The following is a 22,942-nucleotide window of genomic DNA, read 5'->3' as shown; positions in this document are numbered from 1 at the left end:
CGACTTCTGATCACGAATGTTGATCACGCCCGCCGGTCCCGCAAGAGGGCGCGTGGGGCGCACGGAGCGCACAGGGCGCACAAGGCGCATGGGGCGCACGGGTTCCACGGGGGCTCGGCAGGCGGTACGACCCGGGGCTCACGAAGCGAGCGGAAGGTGCTCCGCGAGTCTGAAGGCACCCCCCTCGCGCTCGACGTAGCCCTCGTGGCTGAGGGTGCGCAGCAGGTGGTAGACGGTCGGCAGCGGGATGCCGGTGACGCGGGCGAGCCGTTTCGCCGTCGCCCCGTTCTCCGCGTGCATCGCCTCCACGAGGCGCAGTGCCCGCTGCACGGAACCGATCAGGGTGGGTGCGCTGTCGCTGTCCTTCTGACCGCCGTCGGTGACCATGAATACTCCCCCTGCTCCGGTACGAGTCCTGGCACCCCCATGAAAGTCCTTCGCCGCCCACAATCCCAGCTGACTCGCGCACACCCGGACCTGAGATCACCACGCACCGGCCCGGGATGCGGGGGTCGGCCGGACGGGGCCCTCGCCGCGGCGGGGCGCGGCGATTCGGACGTGCCGGCGCACGCGGCTCGGTCCCGGCCCTCCCCAGCGCCACCTCCCCCGTGTCACCCTGCCCGTCATGGAGCGGATCATCGAGGAGATACGAGAGGACCTGTCCCGCCGGATCACCGTGACGGCGGACCGGCTCGCCGACCGGACGCTGGCCGAGGATCCCGCGTACGCCGCCCTGCTCGGCCGGGCCGAGCTGCGCGAGCGGATCCGCCTCGACCTGCGGGAGTCCGTCGAGGGGCTGGACCGCGCCTTGCGCGGGCTGCCCGTGGAGCTCGCCGACGCCCGCGCCGCCGGCGCGCTCCTGGCCGACCGGGGCCTGCCGCTGGCCTCGCTGCTGCGCGTCCGCCGGCGCGGCGGCCGCATGGTGTGGCAGACCCTGGGCGAGTCGGTGGCCGCGCACGATCCGGCGGCGCTGCCCCGGCTGCTGCCGGCCGCGGCCGTGCTGTGGGACGTACTGGACCAGCTGACGGACGCGCTCTGCGAGGCGTACCACCGTGCGGAGACCGCCCGCTCCGACCGCGAACGGGAGCACCGGGCGGCCCTGCTGGACGCGCTGCTCGACGGTGCGGGCCCGGCGGACGGACCGGCGGCCGACCTGGGACTCCCCGGGCGCGGCCGCTTCGCCGTGGTCGTACTCGCCCCGGGCGCCTCGGGCGGCCCGCTCGGCGCGAAGGCCCCGCGCGTGCTGTGGCGGATCCGCGCCGAGGGCGAGACCGGGCTGGTGGAGCTGGGCCACCTGCCGCTGGAGTCCGTACGGGAGCTGCTCGCCCCGCTCCGGGTCCGGGCCGGGGTCAGTCCGGTCGTGGAGAGACCCGCCGACCTGGCCCGGGCCCGCCGGCTGGCCGCGCTCGCGCTGCGCACGGCCCCCGCGTCCGGCGGCCCGTGCACGGCCCTGTTCGACGAGCGGCTGCCCGCCGCGCTGGTCGCCTCCCAGGCCGAACTCGCGGGCCGGCTGCGGCAGGTGGTGCTCGGCCCGGTGCTGGCGCTGCCCGCGGAGGACCGCCGAGTGCTGCTGACCACGCTGGGCACGTGGCTGACCTGTCAGGGCTCGACGACGTACGCCGCCCAGCGGCTGTACTGCCACCGCAACACCGTCTCGAACCGGCTGCGCCGCCTGGAGCGGCTGACCGGCCGCACCCTCTCCGATCCGGCGCACGTGGTGGAGCTGGCCCTGGCCCATGCGGCGGTCCTCCAGCACGCGAACGAGCCGGTCACCTCGCCGATCGCGCAGGCTCCGCCGCCTGCGCCGGACGCGCCGACTCCAGCAGGTACGGCACGTCGATCACCGCGACCCCCGGCATGAACAGCAGCCTCGCCTTCAGCCGGAACGCGTTCTGGTTGTGCAGGGGCTGCTCCCACCAGTGCCCCACCACGTACTCGGGGATCACGACGGACAGGATGTCCGTCCCCTCGGCGGCGGCCAGCTCCTGCACGTGCGCGAGCACCGGGCCGACGACCTCGCGGTACGGGGAGTGCAGGATCTTCAGCGGTACGCCCGGATCGTGTTCCGCCCAGGCCTCGCGCAGCCGCCGCGCGTCCTCCTCGTCGGCGGCGACCGTGACGGCGGTCAGGGTGTCCGGCCGCAGGGCCTGCGCGTAGCCGAGCGCCTTCAGCGTCGGGGCGTGCACGTTGGCGACCAGCACCAGCACGTGGTGGCGGGACGGTTTGCGCGGTTTGACCCCGGGGGCGACGGCGACCTGCGCCGAGACCCGGTCGTAGTGCCGGCGCACCCCCTTCATGCCGAAGAAGAGCAGCGGCATCGCGATGACGACCAGCCAGGCCCCGTGCGTGAACTTGGTGAGCAGGACGATGACCAGGACCACGGCGGTCAGGGTGGCGCCGACCGCGTTGATCGCGAGCCGGCGGTGGATGTGGATCCGCTCCGACCGGGGCGTGTCCGGGGAGGCGAGCTCGCGCCGCCAGTGGCGGACCATGCCCGCCTGGGAGAGGGTGAACGAGACGAAGACGCCGATGATGTAGAGCTGGATGAGGCGGGTCAGCTGGGCGTCGAAGGCGACGATGAGGGCGATGGCGGCGAGGGCGAGCAGCACGATGCCGTTGGAGTAGACGAGCCGGTCGCCGCGGTTGAAGAGCTGGCGGGGCGCGTAGCGGTCCTTGGCCAGGATCGAGGCCAGCATGGGGAAGCCGTTGAAGGCGGTGTTCGCGGCGAGGATCAGTACGCCGGCGGTGACGGCCTGGAGCAGGTAGAAGAGGAAGTGCCAGTTCCCGAAGGTGGCGCGGCCGATCTGGGCGAGCGCCGTGGACATCGGGGTGCCGGGCGGCAGGCCCAGTTCGGTCGGGTCGGCGGCGACGTGCACCTCGTAGACCATCGCGAGGAAGGTGATGCCGAGGAACATGGTCACCGACAGGACGCCCATCACGGCCAGGGTGTTGGCGGCGTTGCGGCTCTTGGGCTTCTGGAAGGCGGGCACGCCGTTGCTGATCGCCTCGACGCCGGTCAGCGCCGTACAGCCGGAGGCGAAGGCCCGCATCGCGAGGAGCACCAGGCCCAGGCCGGCGAACGTGCCCTCGGGGGTGATCGGGAGCCCGGCGGACTCGGCGCGGATGGTGTCGCCGGTCGCGAGCCGGACGGCCGCCACGGCGAACATCACGTAGATGACGAGGACGAATCCGTAGGTGGGAATGGCGAAGATGCGTCCCGACTCCCGAACGCCGCGCAGGTTCATCAGCATCAGCAGCACCACGAAACCCACCGACAGGCTGACTTCGTGGTCGCTGAGGGAGGGGATCGCGGAGGTGATGGCGTCGACGCCGGAGACCACGGAGACGGCGACGGTCATGACGTAGTCGACGAGCAGCGCGCTGGCGGCCGTGAGGGCGGCGGTCCGGCCGAGGTTCTCGGAGCTGACGACGTAGGCACCGCCGCCGCCCGGATAGGCGTAGCAGGTCTGCCGGTAGGAGGCGACGACCACGACCATCAGGAAGACGATGGCGGCGGCCGCGTACCAGGCGAGGTGGAGCAGCGCCACGCCGCCGAGGGCGAGGATCAGCAGGATCTCCTCGGTGGCGTAGGCCACGGAGGAGAGCGGGTCGCTGCAGAAGATCGGCAGCGCGAGCCGTTTGGGCAGCAGGGTCTCGCCCAGTCGTGCGGTGTCGAGCGGTTCACCCACCAGCACGCGCTTCAGATTGATACGCCTCATTCCGGCATGATCGTGCATGTTTCACGCTGTTTGTCCCTCATTGGGGCTGTGTCATGCCGCGGGCCCGCCGAACCCGGCCAGCTCCTCGGCCCGGTGAGCCAGCCACAGGTCGTGGCGGGCGCTCGGCGACTGCAGCAGCGAGCGCTCCAGCAGGGCCTCGATCCGGGTCAGCCGCTTGCGCGCCCCCGGGACCGAGATGCCGAGCGCGGCGGCCGTCGGCACCAGGTGCGCGTCGCTCCGCAGCCACGCCCGTACGGTCTCGCGGGCGCCGGACGGGGCGTCCGGTCCGGTCAGCGGGGCCAGGTGCGCACGGGCCCAGTCCGACAGGTCCGGGTGGCGCAGTACGCCTTCCAGGTCGCCCGGGGCGTCGGCGGGCCGCTCGGCCGGGGCGCCCGGGAACGCCGCCGGGCCGCCCGGGGTCAGCCGCAGCGCGAGCGAGAGCTCCGCCTGCCCGGGCAGCCGCGCCAGGTCCGCGGCGAGCACCGACTCGACGAGGCGCAGCCGGGTGGCCAGGGTGTTGCGGTGGATCTTCAGCAGCCGCGTCGCGTGCGGGCCGAAGTTCAGCCACGCGTGGGCCGTGGCCCGCAGCTCCTGCGCCCCGGGGTCCTGGGGGCGGCGGGGCTCGTACCCGTGCAGGGGCGCGAGCAGCGCCCGGGCCCAGCCGGTCCCGGCCGCGTGCGCGGCCAGCTCCAGCTCGGGCCCCGGGCCGAAGCGGGCGTGGCGCCCGGCGCGGCCGCGGGCCACGGCCAGGGCGTGGAAGGCCTGGGTGTACGCCGCCGGGGCCTCGCGCAGCAGCAGTTGTCCGCTGACCCCCACCGAGAGGTCCCGGGCCGCCCCCACCAGTGCCTCCGACAGCGGATCGTGCGCGGCGGAACGCGCCGCGAGACCGGCCGGGACCAGGGCGATGAGGTGGCGCACGTACACCGGGCAGCGCACGATCCAGGCACGGCCGCCCGTCAGCTCCCGGCAGATCCGGGCCACCTCGCCCCGCTGCCCGGCCCGGCATTCCACGACGTACATCCGCAGCGGGTCGGGGAGCGAGGGACCCAGCGCCTCGGCGATCTGGTGGGCGGTGGAGAGCCGGCCGTTCATCAGCAGGTGCAGGGCGGCCTCGCGGGCCCGCGATTCGGCGAGCTCGGCCCGCTCCTCCCGCCGCTCGGCCTCCTCGGCGCGCAGGACGAGGGCCAGCACCGAGGCGGCGTCCGCGAGCAGCGCGGGCGCACCCGGAGGGTGCGGCAGGTCCAGTACGCAGGCCAGTGCGCGGCCCCCGGTCCCGTCCAGCGCGAACAGCAGCGCGGCCGAGCCCTCGCCGTGCAGGACGGCGGAGCGCACGCCCCGGGCCTTCAGCTCCCCGGCCCCGCGGAGGGCGAGCTCGGGGCCGGCGGCCGCGCGGGCGTCGGGGCCCGCGTCGGCGTCCACCACCGCGATCCAGCCGCCCAGCCGGGCGGCGAGCCATTCCAGCAGGGCGGCCGAGCCGCCCGAGTGGGCGAGCCGGTGCATTTTCAGGACGTCCTCGGCCCGGCCGAGGGAGCGGTCCGCGGACGGGGTCGGGAGGGGCGGGTAGGAGATGAGGGTGCTCCTTTCGGTCCGGGTCACGGTCACTGTCACGGCCACGGCCACGGCCACGGCCCACCATTCCACGCGTCACTGTGCCCGGCGATACCGGTCCCGCCCTGTCACTGTGCAGGGTGGACCCTGCGAACCGGCCCGAGCCCGCCTAGGTTTGACGCGAGCGGCCGGGGCCCCGGGACGCACGGGGGAATTCCCGGGGCCCGGACGCTCACATCCGTGCGGCCGCGCTGCGGATCGCCTCCCGGACGCGGAAGTAGGTGCCGCAGCGGCAGATGTTGGCGATGGCGTCGATGTCCTCGTCCGTGGGCGTGGCGGTGTGCTTCAGCAGCGCGACGGCGGCCATGATCTGGCCCGGCTGGCAGAAACCGCACTGGGAGACGTCCTGTTCGAGCCAGGCCTCCTGCACGGGGTGCAGCTCGTCCCCGTCCGCCAGCCCCTCGATGGTCGTCACGGCCTTTCCCGCGCAAGCGGAGACGGGCACCACGCACGGGCGGACCTCCGCCCCGTCGAGATGGCTCGTGCAGGCCTTGCAGACGTCCACGCCGCAGCCGTACTTGGGGCCGCGTACGCCCAGCATGTCGCGGAGCACCCACAGCAGGGGCAGATCGTCGGGCGCGTCCACGGTGACGCTCCGCCCGTTGACGGTGAAGGTGTGCGAGGGCACGCGGGACTCTCCTGAGCTGGGCTGCCGAGGACCGGCTAGCGGGGGTACGGGGTGAAGTCGACGTCGAAGTGGAGGGGGAAACTGCGGGGCTTGGAACCGGTGGCCCTGGCCCAGGCGTTGGCGATGGCTCCGACCGCCGCCGGGACGCCGAGCTCGCCCGCGCCGCCCGGCTCCTCCCCGGTGGCCGGCAGTACGAGGACGCGGACGTCCCGCGGGGTGTCGCGCTGGCGCGCCCAGTGGAACTGGCTGTAGCTGCCCTCCAGCGGCAGTCCCTTGTCCAGGTGGAGTCCGGCCCTGAGGGTGGTCGAGATCGCGTCGGTGAGTCCGCCGATCATCTGGGCCTCCAGTCCGCGCGGGTTGACGGGCAGACCCACGTCCACCGCGATGACGGCCTTGGTGACGCGGACGTGCTCGGGGTCGCGGGCGTCGATCTCGACCAGGCAGGCCGTCCTTGACTTGTACTCCTCGTGGAAAGCGATGCCCTGTGCGCAGCCCGCGGGCATGGTCCGTCCCCACTCCCCCTCCGTCGCCGCCTTGTCGAGCACGGCGCGCTGGGCGTCGGTCTTCAGGAAGGTGCGCCGGAAGCGGTAGGGGTCCTTGCCGGTCCGGGCGGCGAGCTCGTCGACGACGATCTCCTCGGCGCCCCGGGTGTTGGCCGAGTACACCGAGCGCCAGGAGCCGGTCGGGATGCCCGTCGGCACCTCGCTGAGCCCGTGGGTGGTCAGTCCGAAGTGGTAGGGGGACTTGACCGTGGTGTGGAACAGGGTCTGCGCGAGGGTGGCGTTGCCGAGACCGGGCGGCAGGTTGGCCGCGGTGGCCGTGATGATCTCACCGAGCCCGTGCCGGAAGTCGGTCTCGGCGGCGGCCACCCGGTGCTCGAACGAGAGCACCTCGCCCAGCAGATGGGTGGCGCGGATCTTGTGGTGGGTGGCGGGGCGCATCCGGCCGTGCCGGGTGTCGTCGACGCGGGTCCACATCAGCCGGACCGGACGGCGGCAGGCCTTCGACACCCGGGCGGCCTCCAGGGCGGCGTCGAAGAAGAGCCGCCGGCCGAAGGAGCCGCCGGCCTGGACCACGTGGACGGTGACCTTGTCGAGCGGCAGGCCGAGGTCGGCGGCGATGGTCTCGCGGGCCACGATCGGGGACTTGAGCCCGGACCAGATCTCGGCGCGGTCCTCCCGTACGTCGGCCACCGCCGAGTTGGTCTCCATGGCGGCGTGGCTGACGAAGGCGAAGTCGAACTCGGCGTCCACGTACGGGGTGAGCAGCGGCGGCACCAGCAGCGGCGGGGTGGCGGCGCGCAGCTTGGCGCGGACCTGCTCGTCGGAGAGCCGGTCGGCCGGGCCGGGGCCCCAGGTGACCTGGAGGGCGGCCTTGGCGTCGAGGGCCTGGCCGAAGGTCTCGGCGACGACGGCGACCCCGGTCGCGATGGTGACCACGTGCAGGACGCCGGGCATGGCCCGCACGGCTGCGAGGTTGGCCACGTCCTTGACGGTGCCGCCGAGGCTGGGCGGGCGGCGCACCACGCAGGGTTTGGCGCCGGGCACGTCGAGGTCGAGGGTGTACCGCTGGGCGCCGGTCACCATCGCGCGGGCGTCGATCCGCGGGGTGGGCCTGCCGACGAGGGCGTGCTCCCGCGTCTTCTTCGGGGTGGCGCCGAGGACGGTCAGGGCGGGGTCGGCGGCGGCCGCGGCGAGGTTGCCGTACCCGGCGGTGCGGCCGTCGGGGGCCAGTACGGCCCCGTCCGCGGTGGTGAGCGAGGAGGCGGCGAGGTTCCAGCGGCGGGCGGCCGCGGCGACCAGGCGGGCCCGGGCGGTGGCGGCGCTCTGGCGGACCGGCCCGTAAAGGGAGCGGATGGAGTTGGAGCTCCCGGTGAGCTGGTTGAACAGCAGCTCGGGCCGCGCGTCGTCCAGTTCCACGCGGACGGCGGCCAGCGGAGCGTCGAGCTCCTCCGCGACGAGCATGGCGACGGCGGTGGTGAGGCCCTGGCCCACTTCCTCGCGCGGCAGCCGGAAGCGGATGCTCCCGTCCGTCTCCACGGAGAGGGCGAGCAGGGCGGAGGTGGGTGCGCCGGCCAGGATGAACAGGTCGCCGAGGTCCACCAGATCGGCAGGCGCGGGCAGGCTCGGGACGACGGCGTGGGCGGGCTGCGGGGCGAGGGTGTCGGCCGCGGCCCGCGTGACGAGGGCGAGGGTCGGCGCCGCGACGAGGTACGTGAGGAAGGAGCGGCGGCTCTGCCCGGTCATGTTCTCTTTCCCCACCCGTGATCGTTCATTACCGACGCGTAGCGTAGCGATCACGAGAGGGGCTGGGAAGCGAGGGCGCGCCTCGATTCCGCGCGGGACGGGGTCCTTCGTTCGGGGGGTACTCCTGCGGGGGTGCCCCTCCCCCTGCTGTGCGGATTCCGCCGCCCGCAGGGGTCGCGCGCTTCGTCCGTACGATCGATCCGCCCCCTCCGGAGCGCCGGTTTCCGGCCGCGGGAGGAGGATGGAGGGACAGATGGCGGTACCCGCCGACATCACGCGAGGAGGTGTGCGCGATGACCATGTACATGGATGTCCACCACGGCATGAAGGGCATTACCGAAGCCGAGCTGATGGCCGCCCACAAGGCCGACCTGGCCATCGAGGGCGAGGAGAAGGTGCACTTCGAACGCGCCTGGGCCGACCCCGCTTCGGGCACGGTGTACTGCCTGTCCGAGGCGCCCTCGGCGGACGCGGTGATGCGCATCCACGAGCGGACCGGACACCCGGCCAGCGAGATCCACCCGGTGCCGCTCGTCGTATGAGGCCGGGGAGCTCCGGCAGGCTCCGGAAGGACTGACCGGAAACGTTCGTACAGGCGAAAGGGGGGACCGGGAGGCCTTTGGCATATGCCACAAGCAAGGCCCTTACGGATGTTGCCAAACGCCTTACGGGCCGTCGCCGCCTGTGCCACAGTCGTAACCGGTCCTTCCTTCAGACATGGCCGTGCCGCGCCGCCTGTATCGGAGTTCTCATGCCGTCCCACCTCTTCGCGGACCGTCCCGCGCAGCCGCCCGAACCCGGGTCGGTGGACGCACTGATCTCGCAGACCCGGCGGCTCCGCGGCGAGGTGGACGCGGTGCGCCGCGACACCGTCGCCGACGACGACGCCGAGGGGCGGTGGCAGCGCGCGCTCTGCGACCTCGCCGTCCACCAGCTCGACGACCTGGGTGAGCACTTGGGCCAGCTCAAGGAGGGCCTGCCGGCCTCCCCCGAGCTCGATGGGCCCGCAGCGGACGCGGCCGAGGACGAGGCGGCGGGACCCGAAGCGACCGGATTCGAGGCACCGCAGACCCGCGTCGGCAGCGCCGAGTGGAACCTGCTGACCGACGAGGTCGACTGGTCGGAGGAGCTGTTCCAGATCTTCGGCCGTCCGCCCGAGGCGGGCCCGCTCCCCCTCGACGAGCTCGGCTCCGCCCTCTTCTGCGAGGACCAGCCGCTGCTCACCTCGATGGTGACGGCCTGCCTGGTCGACGGGAAGCCGATCGACGGCGAGTTCCGCATCGTCCGGGCCGACGGCCACGTCCGGACGCTGCACATGCGAAGCGAGCCGGTGCTCGACTCCGACGGCTGCACGGCCTCCATGTGGGCCGTGTTCCGGGACGTGAGTGAGCTGCGCCGAAGCCAGCGCGCGTTACGCGAGTCCCGTGACTCGCTGCAGCGCCGGCGGGAGATCGCGCAGACCGAGCACCGGCTGGCGGTCGAGCTGCAGGAAGCCGTGCTCCCCCCGTGGCGCGGCTCCCTGCGGCTCCCGCACCACACCGACGGCGCGCTCGACGTCGCCGCGCACTACCTGCCCTCCGCGAAGAGCGCCCTGATCGGCGGGGACTGGTACGACGCGCTCGAACTCCCCGACGGCCGCTCGCTCCTGACCGTCGGCGACCTGACCGGGCACGGGGTGACGGCCACCTCCGGAATGGCGATGATGCTCGGCGCCCTGCGCGGCATGGCGATGGCCGGGATCGACCCGGGCCCGCTGATGGGCTGGCTCAACCAGCTCCTGGAGTCCTCGGCCCAGCCCGCGCTCGGCTCGGCCGTGTGCTGCCGCTACGATCCCGCACGCCGCGCGCTGTCCTGGGCGCAGGCCGGACACCCGGCCCCCCTGCTGTTCCGCGGCGGGTCCGGCCGCGCCCTGCGGCCGCCGGAGGGCGTGCTGCTGGGCGCGACCTCCGGAGCGGCGTACGGGCAGGCCGAGGAGGTGCTGGAGCCGGGCGACGTGCTCGTCCTGCACACGGACGGACTGACGCCGCGCAGCATCGAGTTCGGCCGGGCGGACGGCGCCGAGCGGCTGCTGGCCCTCGCACCGCGGTTCACGGCCGCGCGGTCGGCACAGGATTGCCTGCGGACGGTGGTCGAGGAGTTCGGGGCGGGTGAACGCGAGGACGACGCCTGCGTCCTGGTGGCCAGGGTCGGCGGCTGAGCACCTCGTGACGATGTCTCAGGGCCGCGCCGCGGGGCGCGGCCTTTCTCTTGTGCGTACGGTCGCCGGGGCACCCGCCGGCGCGGTGGGCGCGCACCGCTAGACGGTGCGCTGCGACGGGCTGTTCGGCAGGGCCGTCTTGATCTCCTCGCGCAGGTCCTCGATCCGCGCGTACCCGGCGTACTGACCGGTCAGCCGGTACATCTCGCGCAGCCGGTCCCACGTCCGGTGCGAGGAGGTCTCGTTCATGGAGACCAGCGCGAGCCGGGCGTAGCGGTCGGCCTGCTCGGGGTCGTCGGCGATGAAACAAGCCGACGCCATGGAGATGTAGTCGAAGATCTGCGAGCGCTGGTGCCCTTGGGCGCGCAGCCGCAGCGCCTCGCGTGCGTGCCGCTGGGCGATCGGGGCGACCGAGGGGTCGTGGTCGGCGAGGGTGCGGAAGGCCAGGGCCTGCATGCCGTGCAGGTCCGCCTCGTCGAAGTTCTGCATCCAGCACGGCGGGGGGACGTCGCCCTTGTCCGAGACGAACAGGTCCTCGGCCTCGCCGAGGGTCCGGCGCATGGCCTGGCCCTTGCCCATTGCGGCCTGCGCCCAGGCTTCGATGGTGTGCAGCATCGCGCGAGTGCGGGGCAGGGTCTGCTCGCCGGATCCGGACTGGGCCAGCTTCATCAGGTCCAGGGCCTCGTGGGGCTTGCCGAGGTGGACCATCTGGCGCGCTGCCCGGGAGAGCGCTTCGCCCGCCCGCGGCCGGTCCCCGCCCTCGCGGGCCGCGTGCGCGGCGATGATGAAGTACTTCTGCGCGGTGGGTTCGAGGCCCACGTCGTGGGACATCCAGCCCGCCAGCACCGCCAGGTTGGCCGCCACCCCCCACAGCCGCCGCTGGAGGTGGTCGGGGTGGTGGTAGGCCAGCATGCCGCCGACCTCGTTGAGCTGGCCGACCACGGCCTTGCGCTGGAGTCCGCCGCCGCGGGAGGCGTCCCAGGCGCGGAAGACCTCCACGGAGCGCTCCAGCACCTCGATCTCCTGGGAACCGATGGGGGCGGCTTCGTAGCGGTCGTAGCCGATCGGATCGGCCTGGTAGGAGTCGCCGAAGGTCTGCGGGGCCTTGACGGGGGCGGGATCGGTGTGGAGCCAGTCGTTCATGGCGTGGGTGAGGGCGGAGCCGGCGGTGAGCGCGACACCCGCGCCCATCAGACCGCGACGGTTGAGCATGAGGTCCATTCCCGTGAATTCGGTGAGGACCGCGGCTGTGCGTTCGGGCGCCCAGGGCATTCCGTCGGGGTTCTCCTTCGCCCCGTCCGGCTGCCGTTTGGTGGTGCGCCGCTGCCGTACGAACCCGAGGTCCTCGATGGTCACGACACGACCGAGCCGCTCGGTGAACAGGGCTGCCAGTACGGTCGGCACCGGTTCGCGCGGGGTTTCCCCCAGGTCGATCCAGCGCCGTACCCGCGAGGTGTCGGTGGCCAGCTGGTGGTGGCCCATGGCCGCCGCCTGCCGGTTGACCATCCTCGCCAGCTCACCCTTCGACCAGCCGGCCAGGCCGAACAAGTCGTTCAGGCGGGTGTTTGGTCCTTTGCTCACGTCAAGCCCCCAGGTTCTCGGCTGATGTGACACTAGCCCGCCGTCAGAGGCCCCGTGCATATTCGCCAGCCTTCGCCAGGGCACGCTTCGTGGTCCGCCACCCACGGCCTGGTGTCAGGTAGGAATGCGCCTCCCCGACCCGGTCTCCGGGCGGAACTCCCCAGGGTGAAGTACGGGACCGGCGGGGTGGCGTACGCAACTCGTCGGCGCACGAAGGGATCCGTAAACGCCATGTACGCAGCAACGTCCTCCGTGTCCGCCCCGGTCCGGCCGCACCGCACGCTCCAGGCGGGCGGCGGCCCCTACCTCGATCCCGGCCGCCCGGCGGCACCGGCGCAGGGCGCCGTTCGGGCCCGGCGGCTGCCGGGTACCGGGTCGCAGCCGCTCAGCGGAAGAATCGACCTCTCGGGGCCGCAGGGCGCGCAGCTGCGCACCGCGCTGGCCTCGGTGCAGCGGATCTGTCCGGAGTTCGCGCCGGTCCAGGTGCTGCGGCGCAGCGGCCGGTCGGTCCTGCTGGTCGGGACGACAGGCAGGATGACCGCGGTCGCCAAGGTTTTACTGGACCACTCGCCGGAATGGCGCGAGCGGTACCGGCACGAAATAGCGACGTACCGGGCGTTCGTCCGGCACCGCCCGCCGGTCCGGGTGCCTCGGCTCATCGCCGCGGACCCCGAGAACTGCACGCTGGTGGTCGAACGGATGGCGGGCCGGGTCGCGGCTTTGCAGAGGCACCCCGTCGAGGCCCCGCCACGGGCCGACGTACGGGCCGCGCTGGGCGCGGTGTGCCGGGTGAACCAGTGGCGTCCCGCGACCGATCTCTTCGGGGACCCGCTGAACTACGGGCAGCGCGTGGCGCGGTACCACGAGCTGGGGCTGCTGACCGACCGGGATCTGGGTGACCTCCAGAAGCTGCTGTGCGGGCTGAAACTGGCGGGTGTCCAGCGGCAGTTCAACCACGGTGACGCGCTCCTGTCGAACCTGCTGCTGTCCCCGGCGGGGCCGGTGCTGCTCGACTGGGAGCACGCGGGCTGGTACCTGCCCGGATACGACCTGGCCACGCTCTGGACGGTGCTGGGTGACGCCCCGGCCGCGCGCAGCCAGATCAGCCGGCTCGCGCAGTCGGCGGGTCCCGCCTCGCGGGACGCGTTCCTCGTCAACCTGATGCTGGTGCTGACGCGGGAGATCCGGATGTGTGAGACGGCGGTCCAGCGGTCCATGCTGGCGAGCGCCCCGAACCACCCGCTGCCGGCGGGCTCGCTGTCCTCCGGTGAGGAGCAGCGGCTGCTGCTGCGCCGTCTGCACGACGACTGCGGCATGGCCCGCAGGGCGGTCCGCGCGGCGGTCGGGACCCGCTGACCCCGGCGGTCCGGCCCCGTACGAAAATCCCGTGCCGTACGCACCCGGTGTGCGTACCACGGGATTTCGTGCGTTCCGGGCCGTATCGCCACCCCTGCGCATGTCTTGACATCACATGATCCCCCGAACACCTTTTCTGACTTGGCATCAGAAATGCTGGAGCCGCGCACCGTCCCCGCCTCCCCACTCCGCTGGAGACCGCCCATGTCCGCGAGCGCCGAGTCCGCCTGTCCCGCCCCCGCTCCGCCCGCTCCTCCCGCTCCCCCGCCCTCCCGCCGTGCGGTCCTCGCCGGGGCCGGTGCCGGGGTGCTGGCCGCGGCCGTGCTGCCCCCGGCCCCCGCGCTGGCGGAGGGGTCCGGTGCGGGGCTTCCGCTCGGCGAGTACGACGTCGTCGTGGTCGGGTCCGGGGCCTCCGGGATGACCGCCGCGCTCACCGCCGCCGGACGGGGGCTGAGCGTCCTGGTGGTCGAGAAGGCGCCGACGTTCGGCGGTTCGGCCGCGCGCTCCGGGGCCGGGATCTGGCTGCCGAACAACTCGGTGATCCTGGCGGCGGGGGTGCCCGACACCCCGCAGAAGGCGGCGGCGTACCTGGCGGCCGTGGTCGGCGACGGCTCGCCGGCCGACCGGCAGGCGGCCTTCCTCGCCAACGGCCCCCGGATGCTGGACTTCGTGATGGCCAACAGCCCGCTGCGCTTCCGGTACATGGACGGGTACAGCGACTACTACCCGAACCTGCCGGGCGGCCTGGCGAACGGCCGGTCCATCGAGCCCGACCAGATCGACGGCAATCTCCTGGGGGCCGAACTGGCCCGGCTGAATCCGGCGTACATGCCGGTGCCCGCCGGGATGGTGGTGTTCAGCCAGGACTACAAGTGGCTGAACCTGGCGGCCGTGAACGCCAAGGGCCTCGCCGTGTCCACGGAGTGCCTGGCGCGCGGGGCCAAGGCCGCGTTGTACGGGCAGAAGCCGCTGACGATGGGGCAGGCGCTGGCGGCCGGGCTGCGTGTCGGGCTGATGCGGGCCGGGGTGCCGGTGTGGCTGAACAGCCCGCTGGTCGACCTGGTGCAGGAGGGCGGTGCCGTCACGGGCGTGGTGGTGGACAAGGAGGGCGTGCGGGGTGTCGTACGGGCCCGCAAGGGCGTGATCGTCGGCTCGGGCGGTTTCGAGCACAACGCCCAGATGCGGGCGCAGTACCAGCAGCAGCCGATCGGCACCCAGTGGTCGGTCGGCGCGAAGGAGAACACGGGCGACGGGATCCGCGCGGGCCAGCGGGCGGGCGCGGCGCTGGCACTGATGGAGGACGCCTGGTGGGGGCCGTCGATCCCGCTGCCGGGCGAACCGTACTTCTGCCTGGCGGAGCGCACGCTGCCCGGCGGGCTGATGGTGAACGGGGCGGGCGCGCGGTTCGTCAACGAGGCGGCCCCGTACAGCGACGTGGTGCACGTGATGTACGAGAAGGACCGCGGGGCGACGGGCTCGCACATCCCGGCCTGGCTCATCGTGGACCAGAACTACCGCAACAAGTACCTGTTCAAGGACGTCCTGCCGACGATCGTCTTCCCGGACGCCTGGTACGAGGCCGGTGCGGCGAAGAAGGCGTGGACCTGGGACGCGCTGGCGGGCCAGATCGGGGTCCCGGCGGGGGCGCTGCGCGCCACCCTGAACCGGTTCAACGCGCAGGCGTGGAACGGGACGGACTCCGATTTCCACCGGGGCGACACGGCGTACGACCACTACTACACGGACCCGGGCGTGCAGCCGAACTCCTGCCTGGCCCCGATCTGGGCTCCGCCGTTCTACGCCTTCAAGATCGTACCGGGTGACCTGGGCACGAAGGGCGGCATCGTCACCGACGCCCGGGCACGCGCGCTGCGCCCGGACGGTTCGGTGATCCGGGGCCTGTGGGCGGCGGGGAACGCGAGCGCGGCGGTGATGGGGCACAGTTACGCGGGGGCGGGGTCCACGATCGGTCCCGCGATGACCTTCGGCTACGTGGCGGCGAACGACGTCGCGGACACCCCTTAGGGAGGGTCGTGCCCCCTGGCCGTCCTGCCCGCCGCGGCCCTGCCTAGCCCTGCTGGAAGAGCTCGGCCGGGAGCGGCTTGAGGAGGGCGTACAGGTCGTCGGTGATGGGCCGGTCCCAGCTGGCGATGGTGACCAGCACGTTGTCGCTGCGGTCGAACTGCACGCAGCTGATCCGGCCCTCGGAGAGCTTGACCTTCCGGACGATGAGGAGGTTGTCGCCCTGCATGACGGGGCAGTCCTCGATGCCGGTGACCTCGACGTCCTCGTCGTTCTCGAGGGCGTCGAGGAGCTGGGCCACCTCGAAGGGGACCTGGCCGTCGTCGAGCTCCCGGGCCGGGGAGCCCTCGGGGAGGTTGCCGATGATCATTGCGGGGCCGCGTCCGCCGAACAGGTCGTAGCGGAGAAAGACGCCCTGGCAGCTGCCGTCGGGCGCGGGCAGCAGCCCTGCCCCGAGATTGCCCGGCCAGTCCCCCGGGTCCATGGCCAGGACGTCGAAGTCCGGGCCGGCGGGTGTGGCGGCGCGGTTGCGGCGGAGGAAGGACATGCCGCCATGGTACGTGCCCGCCCCGCTTTTCCGGCCCCGGGGCCGCCGCCACGGCCGTCCTGTCTCCGGTCCCGCCCGGAGGCGGGGGCTCCGCGGGCACCGGCGGACATCGGCTCCTCCCCTCACCGGCCCCCTCCCCTCACACCGGCCCCTGCCCTCACCGGTCTCGCGCGTGCGCCTCCAGCGCCTCCGCGAGACCGCGCCGGTCCGTACCCAGCTTGCGGCAGACCGCCGACAGCTCCCGCTCCCGGCCGCGGGCCGCGGGATCCTCCCGTACGGCCAGCTCCGCCACCCGGCGCTCCTCCTCCGTGATCCGCTCCGCCCACACCGCCTCCCCGGCGGCGCCGCCCAGGCTCGCCACGAGCCCGTCCGCGCCGCACTCGCGGCCCGTCTCCACCGCCCGCGCCAGCAGCTCCGCGTCGCCCAGCTCCGCGGCGAGCGCGGCCAGGGCGCACGCCAGCTCGTACCCCGCCGGCGAGGCCGACAGCAGTCCGACCGCCTCCCTCAGCAGCCCGGCCCGCTCCCGCGGCGCCGCCACCTCCGCCGCCACCCGCAGTGCCTGCCCCACCCCGGAGGGCGCGCCGAAGGCCCGGGCCCGCCGGATCGCGTCGGCCGCCAGGGCCCGCGCCCGGGCCGGCTCGTGCGCCGCCACCGCCCGCGCCAGGTGCAGCTGCCAGGGGCACCAGGACGGGTTGCGGATGCCGCGCGGGCTCAGCCTGCGGTCCACGGCCTCCAGTTGGGCCGCCGCCTCCTTCGTCCGGCCGCGGGCCAGCAGCAGCTGCGCGTACACGGTCTGCGCGTCGGGGAAGACCACCGCCGCCGGGAAGGACTGCCCGAACGCGTGCTCCCGCGCCAGCTCCCACGCCTCGTCCACCCGGCCCCGCGCGAGCAGCGTCGTGACGAGGATCGCGACGGCGTACCAGTGCACGGGCGTGCCGCGCCCCACCCGCTCGGCGAGCCGCAGCCCGGCCCCGGCCAGCTCCTGGGCCTGCGCGAGCCGCCCGCGCCGGTAGCGGATGTAGGCGCGCAGGCTGTACGCGAACGACAGGTGGGCCCCGCGCCAGCCGTGCCGCTCGAACTCTGCGGTGCCCGCCTCGAACAGTTCCTCCGCCCGGCCGGGCCGGTCCGCGTACATGTGGACCATGGCGGCGAGCACCGGCACCTCGAACCCGCGGTCCTCGTGCGCCCAGCTGAACTCGGTGCCGAGGGCGCGCACCGCGTGGTGCAGGACCACGTCCACCGGCTCGCCGCGCAGGCAGGCGTCCCAGGCGCGCAGGCCGATGACGTACCGCTCGGTGAGGTCGCGGCCGGTCAGCCGGTCGGCGAGCCCGGTCAGCCGGCGCGAGCGGGCCGGGGAGTCGGGTTCGGCGGCGTCGAAGGCGTCCCACATGAACTGCTCGGACTGCAGGCGCAACCGGGCGCGGGGGTCCCGGGTGTACGGGATCTCCCGCGCGAGCGCGTCGGAGGCCTCGGCGAGGCGGTCGCTGTGGGCGAGGACCTGGGCGAGCCGGATGACGATGCCCTGGCGCAGGGCCGGGTCGTCGAAGGGCTCGGCGAGCGCGGCCCGCAGGTGGTCGACGGTGGTGGCGGGTTCGGTGAGCAGGGATGCGCAGCCGAGCTCGTACAGGACCGCGGCGCGCTCGCCGAAGGCGGGGGGCTCGCGCAGGGCCCGCGCGAGCTGGCGGCGGGCGGCTTCGGGAGCGCCGGCCCGCAGGTTCTCGGCGGCGGCCGCGCGCAGGGTCCGTACCACCCAGGGGTCGTTCTCGGGGTGGGTCTCCAGCAGGTGGCGGGCGGCGGCGGAGGATCCGAGCCCGGCGTCGACGACGGCGACCGCGGCCTGCCCGTGGAGGGCGACGCGCAGGGCGTCGGGGATGGCCCGGTAGAGGGCGGTGGCGATGAGGGGGTGGACGAACTCCAGTTCTGTGTCGGCCCCTTCGCCGGGTCCGGCCAGGATGCGGGCCTCGCGCAGCCGCGCGGTGGCGCCCGCGGCCTCCTCGGGGCCGAGCCCGGCCACGCGGGCGGCGAGCTCCCGGGGGATCGCGGTGCCGAGGACGGCGCAGGCCCATCCGAAGCGGACCGTGGACGGGCCGAGCCGCTCGAAGCGGGCGACGAGGCCGCTGCCGCGCCGGGCCGCGGCGAGGTCGCGCAGCAGCGGGGCGCTGGCCGAGGTGGGGGCGAGGCCCTTGTCGCGGACCTCGGCGGTGAGCTCGACGGCCTCGAAGGGGTTGCCGGTGGTGACGGCCCAGGCCTCGCGGCAGAAGGCGTCGTCGGCGTGGTCGCCGACGGCCTCGCGGACCAGGCCGGACACGGCGGCCTCGGTGAGCGGTGCGAGGGCGAGCGGGCGATGTCCTGCGCGGCCGGGCAGCGTACGGAAGGCCTCGGCGTGGGCGGGGAGTTCCTCGGGGCGGTACGCGACGACCAGGAGCAGGGGGAGGTGTTCGGCGCGGGGCGCGAAGGCGGCGAGCCAGGAGAGGGATTCGGGGTCGGCCCAGTGCGCGTCGTCGAGGACGAGGGCGACGGGCGCCCGCTGCACCGTGAGGTGGGTGAGGACCCAGTCGAGGCCGTCGCGCAGGCCCTGGGGGTCGGGCGGGGCGCCCTGTTCGGGGGCGCAGAGGCCGAGCGCGGGGCCGACGATGGAGTACCAGCTGCCGAGGGCGGTGCGCAGTTCCGCCTCGGAGCGGCCGGCCAGGTGGGGCCGGATGAGCTGGCGGGCGACGTGGAAGGGCTGGGTCTGCTCCTGCTCGCCGCCTCGGGCGGCCAGCAGGGTGCAGTCGCGGGCGAGGGCGCGGCGGCGCACCTCGGCGAGGAGGGTGGTCTTGCCGAGGCCGGCGGGACCGGAGAAGGCGAGCAGCGTGCCGCCGGCCCCGGTCCTGGCCCCGGTCTTGGCCCTGCTGCCGCCGAGCTGCTCCAGCGCCTCGTCCACGAGGGCGAGCTCGACAGTACGTTCGAACATTTTGCGCCGCACACGGGTCGGGCGTTCCGTCATGGCTGGTACCCCCCAGGCCGGTTCGGGGCATCAGCGTACGCCCGCGCGCGCTGGGGAGAAGGCGTTCGGCCGAGAAAGATCGGAATCTCCGGGATCCGGTGTCCGTACCGTTCACCGGTGTCTCAATTACATCGAACGGGGCGCCAGTTCTTCCCGTTCGGCGACCGCTTCGGCCGCCCGCTCGGCGGGCACGGAGAGGTGGTCGTGGCCCTGCCGGGCCGCCGGCCGGGAAGCCGGCGGCCGGCGCGGCACGCCGCGGGTGTGGCCTACGTCAGGTCGAACTCGCCGCCCCTCGCTCCCAGTACGAACTTGCGCCACTCGTCCGGGGCGAAGATCAGCGAGGGGCTCTCGGGGCGATCGCCGTTGCGCATCGCGATGAACCCCTCGACGAAGGCGATCTGGACGTCACCCGCCCCCCGGCTGCTCGACTGCCAGTCCGCCCCGCTGAGATCGAGGTCCGGCTTGCCCCAGCCGGCTGCCAGGGGCTGTGAAGTCATGCTCTCGGCCACGTGCGTGCTCCTCCCGGTACCACCGGTACGTCGTCCGGGGGCCAGAGTAACCATCGCGGCGGGTGCCGCACAGGCCACGGTGCGTCACCCGTGGCCGGTCCGGCACCACGCCCCGCGCCGGCCGCGCGCTCGCCCGGTGGGTGTCCGGTTCCCCTCAGGTGGTGGGCGGTTCGGCTCCCACCAGCCACATCGCGAAGAACTGCGCGCCGCCGCCGTACGCGTGGCCCATGGCCCGGCGGGCCCCCGGGACCTGGTGTTCGCCGGCCTGGCCGCGGACCTGGAGCGCCGCCTCCGCGAAGCGGATCATGCCCGAGGCGCCGATCGGGTTCGTGGAGAGCACACCGCCCGACGGGTTCACCGGCAGGTCGCCGTCGAGTTCGGTGACCCCGGCCTCCGTGAGCTTCCAGCCCTCCCCCTCCTGCGCGAACCCCAGGTTCTCCAGCCACATCGGCTCGTACCAGGAGAAGGGCACGTACATCTCCACCGCGTCGATCTCGCGGCGCGGATCGGTGATCCCGGCCTGCCGGTAGACGTCGGCCGCGCAGTCCTTGCCCGCCTGGGGCGAGACGAAGTCCTTGCCCGCGAACAGCGTCGGCTCGCTGCGCATCGCCCCGCCGTGCACCCAGGCCGGCGGCTTGCGCGAACGGGCCGCGCCCGCCCGGTCGGTGAGGATCATCGCGCAGGCCCCGTCCGAGGAGGGGCAGGTCTCGGAGTACCGGATCGGGTCCCAGAGCATCGGCGAGGCCCGGACCTTCTCCAGGGTGATGTCGTGCTCGTGCAGGTGCGCGTACGGGTTCTTCAGCGCGTTGCGGCGGTCCTTGTACGCCACGAGCGAGCCCACCGCGTCTGGCGCGCCGGTGCGCCGCATGTACGCGCGCACGTGCGGGGCGAAGAACCCGCCGGCGCCGGCCAGCAGCGGCTGCTGGAAGGGGACCGGCAGGGACAGGCCCCACATGGCGTTGGACTCGGACTGCTTCTCGAACGCCAGGGTCAAGACGGTGCGGTGGACCCGGGCCGCGACGAGGTGGGAGGCGACCAGCGCGGTGGAGCCTCCGACCGAACCGGCCGTGTGGACGCGGAGCATGGGCTTGCCCACCGCCCCGAGGGCGTCCGCCAGGTACAGCTCCGGCATCATCACGCCCTCGAAGAAGTCGGGGGCCTTGCCGATGACGACCGCGTCGATGTCCGCCCAGCTCAGCTCGGCGTCGGCGAGGGCGCGCACCGCGGCCTCGCGCACGAGCCCCGCGATGGAGACGTCGTGGCGGGCGGCGACGTGCTTGGTCTGGCCGACGCCGACGACGGCGACCGGCTCCTTCCCCGTGTGCGTCATGCGGGTTCCCCTTCCAGGACGGCGACCAGGTTCTGCTGGAGGCAGGGGCCGGAGGTGGCGTGCGCGACGGCCCGGTCGGACTCGCCGCGGTGGATCCGGGCGGCGGCCTCGCCGATGCGGATGAGGCCGGCGGCCATCATCGGGTTGGCTGCGAGCGCCCCGCCGGACGGGTTGACGGCGACGTCGTCCCCGCCCAGCCGCAGCGCCTTGCGGAGCACGACCTCCTGGGAGGAGAACGGGGCGTGCAGCTCGGCGGTGTCCACCGGGGCCTCGAACACGCCCGCGTGCTCGGCGGCGATCCGGGTGGACGGCGAGTCGGTGAGGTCGCGCAGGCCCGGGCCGTGGGCCTCGATGCGGTGGTCGATGCCGGTGATCCAGGCGGGACGGGCGCACAGCCGCCGCGCCGTGTCGCCCGCGGCGAGGATGACGGCGGCCGCGCCGTCGCCGATGGGCGGGCAGTCGCCCGTCCGCAGCGGCCGGACCTGGTAGTCGCCCTGCGCGACGGCTGCGCCGCGCAGCTGGGCGTGCGGGTTGGCCGCGGCGGCGGCCCGGCTGCGGGCGCCGATGGCCGCGAGCCCGGCCTCGTCGGTCTCGCCCGCGTCGATCAGCGCCTGGGCCTGGAGGGCGGCGAGGGCCACCGAGTCGGGCCACAGCGGAGCGAGGTAGTACGGGTCGAGCTGCCGGGTCAGGACGTCCCGTACGGATCCCGGCGAGGACTTCCCGTACGCGTACACCAGCGCGGTGTCGGCCTCGCCGGTCTGGATCTTGACCCAGGCCTCGTACAGGGCCCAGGCGCCGTCCATCTCGACGTGCGATTCGGAGATCGGCGGCCAGGCGCCGACCCCGTCGAGGGTCATGGTGAAGGAGAAGGCCCGGCCCGCGAGGTAGTCGCTGGATCCGGAGCAGGTGAAGCCGATCTCCCCGGTCTTCAGGCCGGTCTGGTCCAGCACCCGGTGCAGGACCGGCATGACCATCTCGACCTCGCTGAGCTCGTCGCTCCGGCGCCGGTGGTCGCTCTGCGCGAAGGCCACGACGGCCACGTCCCGCGCGTACCTGCTCGTCGTGGGCATCAGATGAGCTCCTTGTACGCGTCGTAGTCGGCGTCCGGCTCGCCGGTGGGGCGGTAGTGGTCGGGGTGGCGGCCGCCTTCGGTCCACACGGGTTCGACGCGCAGGCCCATGCGGACCTGGTCGTACGGGATGCCGCCGATCCGGCCGTGCAGGGCGAGGTCGGCGCCGTCCAGGGCGATGTGGGCGTAGACGTAGGGGACTTCGATGTCCAGGTTCTTCGCCTTGATGTTGACGATGCAGTACGTGGTCACGGTCCCGGCCGGGCCGACCTCGACCTGGTCGGTGGTGGCGACCCCGCAGGTGGGGCAGGCGCCACGCGGGGGGACGTACACCTTGTGGCAGGAGGGACAGCGCTCGCCGACGGTCCGCCGCTCGGCGAGCGCGTTGATGTAGGCGGTCTGGGAGCGGCCGGGGCTGTACGTGTAGTCCAGGCGGGCAGCGGCGACGATGCCGGTGACGGCGTCGTCGAACCGCCCGTCGTGCGGGGCGGCCCGCCCCTCGGCCCGCGCCTCGGCCCGCCCCGCCGCCCGCGCCTCGCCGGGCTCGAAGCAGGCGATGTCGGTGATGGCTCCGGTGCGCTCCTCGGCCCAGCGGACGCGTACCCGCATGCCGGTACTGACGGCCTCGGGGCCGGGGGCGTCGAGGGCGTGCAGGATCGCGGTGTCGGCTCCGTCGAGGCGGACCAGGACCCAGGCGAAGGGGGTGGCGAGGGGCTGGTTCGGGCGCGGGGAGCCGTTCCAGGCCCAGGTGGTGACGGTTCCCGTCGTGCCGACCTCGAAGAGTTCGCGGATCTCCTCGGCCGTGACGGGGTCGTACTCGACGGGCGGGACCATCACCTTGCCGTCGGTGGTCCTGACGCCGAGGACGACGCGTTCGCGCAGTCCGGTCAGGAAGGCGCTCTGGACGGGCCCGAGGGAGCGGGTGAAGGGGAACTCGACGACGAGGGGCGCGCGCAGCACCTCTGGCGGGGACGCGGCGGGTGTCATGGCTGTCTCTCCGATGGTCCGAACGGCTGGGGCTGTGGCTGTGGCTGGGGCCGGGGCTCAGGGGCCGGGCTCAGGGGCCGGGCCGCTTGCACAGGGGGCGGGGCGGGGGCGGGGGCGGGGACGAGAGGGCAGGGGCGGGGGCTACTCGCGCCGGGAG

At 73.9% G+C, this 22,942-nt stretch carries 17 protein-coding genes; 5 read left to right on the top strand and 12 right to left on the bottom strand.

The window, feature by feature from the left end:
* Window positions 1-138: 138 nt before the first annotated feature.
* Entirely contained in the window at window positions 139-387 is a 249-nt protein-coding gene (locus ACS04_RS19745; RefSeq protein ID WP_048477985.1) for a helix-turn-helix domain-containing protein, read from the bottom strand.
* A gap of 238 nt (window positions 388-625) precedes the next feature.
* Between ACS04_RS19745 and ACS04_RS19740 the strand changes: the two genes are divergently transcribed.
* Window positions 626-1,861, top strand: a complete 1,236-nt coding sequence (locus ACS04_RS19740; RefSeq protein WP_053080836.1) for a helix-turn-helix domain-containing protein — start codon at window positions 626-628, stop codon at window positions 1,859-1,861.
* On the opposite strand, the gene ACS04_RS19735 is transcribed toward ACS04_RS19740, so the two are convergent.
* The 4 genes from ACS04_RS19735 to ACS04_RS19720 form a co-directional block, all read right to left on the bottom strand.
* A complete protein-coding gene (locus ACS04_RS19735; RefSeq protein WP_048477984.1) occupies window positions 1,770-3,719 on the bottom strand; it encodes an APC family permease in 1,950 nt (649 codons plus the stop codon). The genes ACS04_RS19740 and ACS04_RS19735 overlap by 92 nt on opposite strands.
* 51 nt (window positions 3,720-3,770) lie before the next feature.
* On the bottom strand, window positions 3,771-5,315 hold the full coding sequence (locus ACS04_RS19730) for a helix-turn-helix domain-containing protein (protein WP_342449491.1): 1,545 nt from the start codon (window positions 5,313-5,315) through the stop codon (window positions 3,771-3,773).
* A gap of 184 nt (window positions 5,316-5,499) precedes the next feature.
* Entirely contained in the window at window positions 5,500-5,955 is a 456-nt protein-coding gene (locus ACS04_RS19725) for a (2Fe-2S)-binding protein (protein WP_048477983.1), read from the bottom strand.
* Window positions 5,956-5,990: 35 nt separating this feature from the next.
* Complete coding sequence (locus ACS04_RS19720; RefSeq protein WP_048477982.1) at window positions 5,991-8,201, bottom strand: xanthine dehydrogenase family protein molybdopterin-binding subunit; 2,211 nt, start codon at window positions 8,199-8,201, stop codon at window positions 5,991-5,993.
* Window positions 8,202-8,494: 293 nt separating this feature from the next.
* Here ACS04_RS19720 and ACS04_RS19715 point away from each other — a divergent pair, with 293 nt between their 5' ends.
* Both ACS04_RS19715 and ACS04_RS19710 read left to right on the top strand, forming a co-directional pair.
* A complete protein-coding gene (locus tag ACS04_RS19715; RefSeq protein ID WP_048477981.1) occupies window positions 8,495-8,743 on the top strand; it encodes an SCO4226 family nickel-binding protein in 249 nt (82 codons plus the stop codon).
* Window positions 8,744-8,952: 209 nt separating this feature from the next.
* A complete protein-coding gene (locus ACS04_RS19710; RefSeq protein ID WP_048477980.1) occupies window positions 8,953-10,398 on the top strand; it encodes a PP2C family protein-serine/threonine phosphatase in 1,446 nt (481 codons plus the stop codon).
* A 99-nt stretch (window positions 10,399-10,497) separates the two neighbouring features.
* Here the strand turns inward: ACS04_RS19710 and ACS04_RS19705 are convergent, their stop codons facing one another.
* The gene (locus ACS04_RS19705; protein WP_048477979.1) at window positions 10,498-11,979 is read right to left on the bottom strand and encodes a DNA-binding protein NsdB; all 1,482 of its coding nucleotides are present in this window, start codon (window positions 11,977-11,979) and stop codon (window positions 10,498-10,500) included.
* A gap of 231 nt (window positions 11,980-12,210) precedes the next feature.
* On the opposite strand from ACS04_RS19705, the gene ACS04_RS19700 reads away from it, so the two are divergent.
* Both ACS04_RS19700 and kstD read left to right on the top strand, forming a co-directional pair.
* Window positions 12,211-13,335 (top strand): aminoglycoside phosphotransferase family protein, encoded by a 1,125-nt coding sequence (locus ACS04_RS19700; RefSeq protein WP_048477978.1) that lies wholly within the window; start codon window positions 12,211-12,213, stop codon window positions 13,333-13,335.
* 204 nt (window positions 13,336-13,539) lie between these two features.
* Entirely contained in the window at window positions 13,540-15,360 is a 1,821-nt protein-coding gene (kstD, locus tag ACS04_RS19695) for a 3-oxosteroid 1-dehydrogenase (RefSeq protein ID WP_209441733.1), read from the top strand.
* 43 nt (window positions 15,361-15,403) lie between these two features.
* Here kstD and ACS04_RS19690 read toward each other — a convergent pair whose 3' ends face one another.
* From ACS04_RS19690 to ACS04_RS19665, 6 genes are all read right to left on the bottom strand, one after another.
* Entirely contained in the window at window positions 15,404-15,904 is a 501-nt protein-coding gene (locus tag ACS04_RS19690) for a type 2 periplasmic-binding domain-containing protein (RefSeq protein ID WP_048477977.1), read from the bottom strand.
* A 157-nt stretch (window positions 15,905-16,061) separates the two neighbouring features.
* Window positions 16,062-18,857 carry an ATP-binding protein gene (locus tag ACS04_RS19685; protein ID WP_245236450.1) on the bottom strand — a complete coding sequence of 932 codons (2,796 nt, stop codon included), beginning with the start codon at window positions 18,855-18,857 and terminating at the stop codon, window positions 16,062-16,064.
* Window positions 18,858-19,156: 299 nt separating this feature from the next.
* Window positions 19,157-19,387, bottom strand: coding sequence for a DUF397 domain-containing protein (locus ACS04_RS19680; protein WP_107438645.1), 231 nt, complete (start codon window positions 19,385-19,387; stop codon window positions 19,157-19,159).
* A gap of 166 nt (window positions 19,388-19,553) precedes the next feature.
* On the bottom strand, window positions 19,554-20,729 hold the full coding sequence (locus tag ACS04_RS19675; RefSeq protein ID WP_048477974.1) for a thiolase domain-containing protein: 1,176 nt from the start codon (window positions 20,727-20,729) through the stop codon (window positions 19,554-19,556).
* Window positions 20,726-21,799, bottom strand: coding sequence for a thiolase domain-containing protein (locus ACS04_RS19670; protein WP_048477973.1), 1,074 nt, complete (start codon window positions 21,797-21,799; stop codon window positions 20,726-20,728). Before ACS04_RS19670 ends, ACS04_RS19675 begins: the two co-directional genes overlap by 4 nt.
* Complete coding sequence (locus tag ACS04_RS19665; RefSeq protein WP_048477972.1) at window positions 21,799-22,785, bottom strand: OB-fold nucleic acid binding domain-containing protein; 987 nt, start codon at window positions 22,783-22,785, stop codon at window positions 21,799-21,801. The genes ACS04_RS19670 and ACS04_RS19665 overlap by 1 nt, the downstream gene beginning before the upstream one ends.
* Between the last annotated feature and the right edge of the window lie 157 nt (window positions 22,786-22,942).

The sequence above is a fragment of the Streptomyces roseus genome, from assembly GCF_001044425.1.
In the GTDB taxonomy this organism is placed as follows: Bacteria; Actinomycetota; Actinomycetes; order Streptomycetales; family Streptomycetaceae; genus Streptomyces; species Streptomyces roseus.
This window is presented reverse-complemented; position numbering and strand designations above follow the sequence as displayed.

Excerpts from the sequence above, each read along its gene's own strand:
- ACS04_RS19690 (WP_048477977.1), bottom strand. The coding sequence starts at position 15,904 with ATGTCCTTCCTCCGCCGCAACCGCGCCGCCACACCCGCCGGCCCGGAC.
- ACS04_RS19685 (WP_245236450.1), bottom strand. The coding sequence starts at position 18,857 with ATGTTCGAACGTACTGTCGAGCTCGCCCTCGTGGACGAGGCGCTGGAG.
- ACS04_RS19680 (WP_107438645.1), bottom strand. The coding sequence starts at position 19,387 with ATGACTTCACAGCCCCTGGCAGCCGGCTGGGGCAAGCCGGACCTCGAT.
- ACS04_RS19715 (WP_048477981.1), top strand. The coding sequence starts at position 8,495 with ATGACCATGTACATGGATGTCCACCACGGCATGAAGGGCATTACCGAA.
- ACS04_RS19670 (WP_048477973.1), bottom strand. The coding sequence starts at position 21,799 with ATGCCCACGACGAGCAGGTACGCGCGGGACGTGGCCGTCGTGGCCTTC.
- ACS04_RS19735 (WP_048477984.1), bottom strand. The coding sequence starts at position 3,719 with ATGAGGCGTATCAATCTGAAGCGCGTGCTGGTGGGTGAACCGCTCGAC.
- ACS04_RS19740 (WP_053080836.1), top strand. The coding sequence starts at position 626 with ATGGAGCGGATCATCGAGGAGATACGAGAGGACCTGTCCCGCCGGATC.
- ACS04_RS19675 (WP_048477974.1), bottom strand. The coding sequence starts at position 20,729 with ATGACGCACACGGGGAAGGAGCCGGTCGCCGTCGTCGGCGTCGGCCAG.
- ACS04_RS19720 (WP_048477982.1), bottom strand. The coding sequence starts at position 8,201 with ATGACCGGGCAGAGCCGCCGCTCCTTCCTCACGTACCTCGTCGCGGCG.
- ACS04_RS19700 (WP_048477978.1), top strand. The coding sequence starts at position 12,211 with ATGTACGCAGCAACGTCCTCCGTGTCCGCCCCGGTCCGGCCGCACCGC.
- ACS04_RS19710 (WP_048477980.1), top strand. The coding sequence starts at position 8,953 with ATGCCGTCCCACCTCTTCGCGGACCGTCCCGCGCAGCCGCCCGAACCC.
- kstD (WP_209441733.1), top strand. The coding sequence starts at position 13,540 with ATGTCCGCGAGCGCCGAGTCCGCCTGTCCCGCCCCCGCTCCGCCCGCT.
- ACS04_RS19665 (WP_048477972.1), bottom strand. The coding sequence starts at position 22,785 with ATGACACCCGCCGCGTCCCCGCCAGAGGTGCTGCGCGCGCCCCTCGTC.
- ACS04_RS19745 (WP_048477985.1), bottom strand. The coding sequence starts at position 387 with ATGGTCACCGACGGCGGTCAGAAGGACAGCGACAGCGCACCCACCCTG.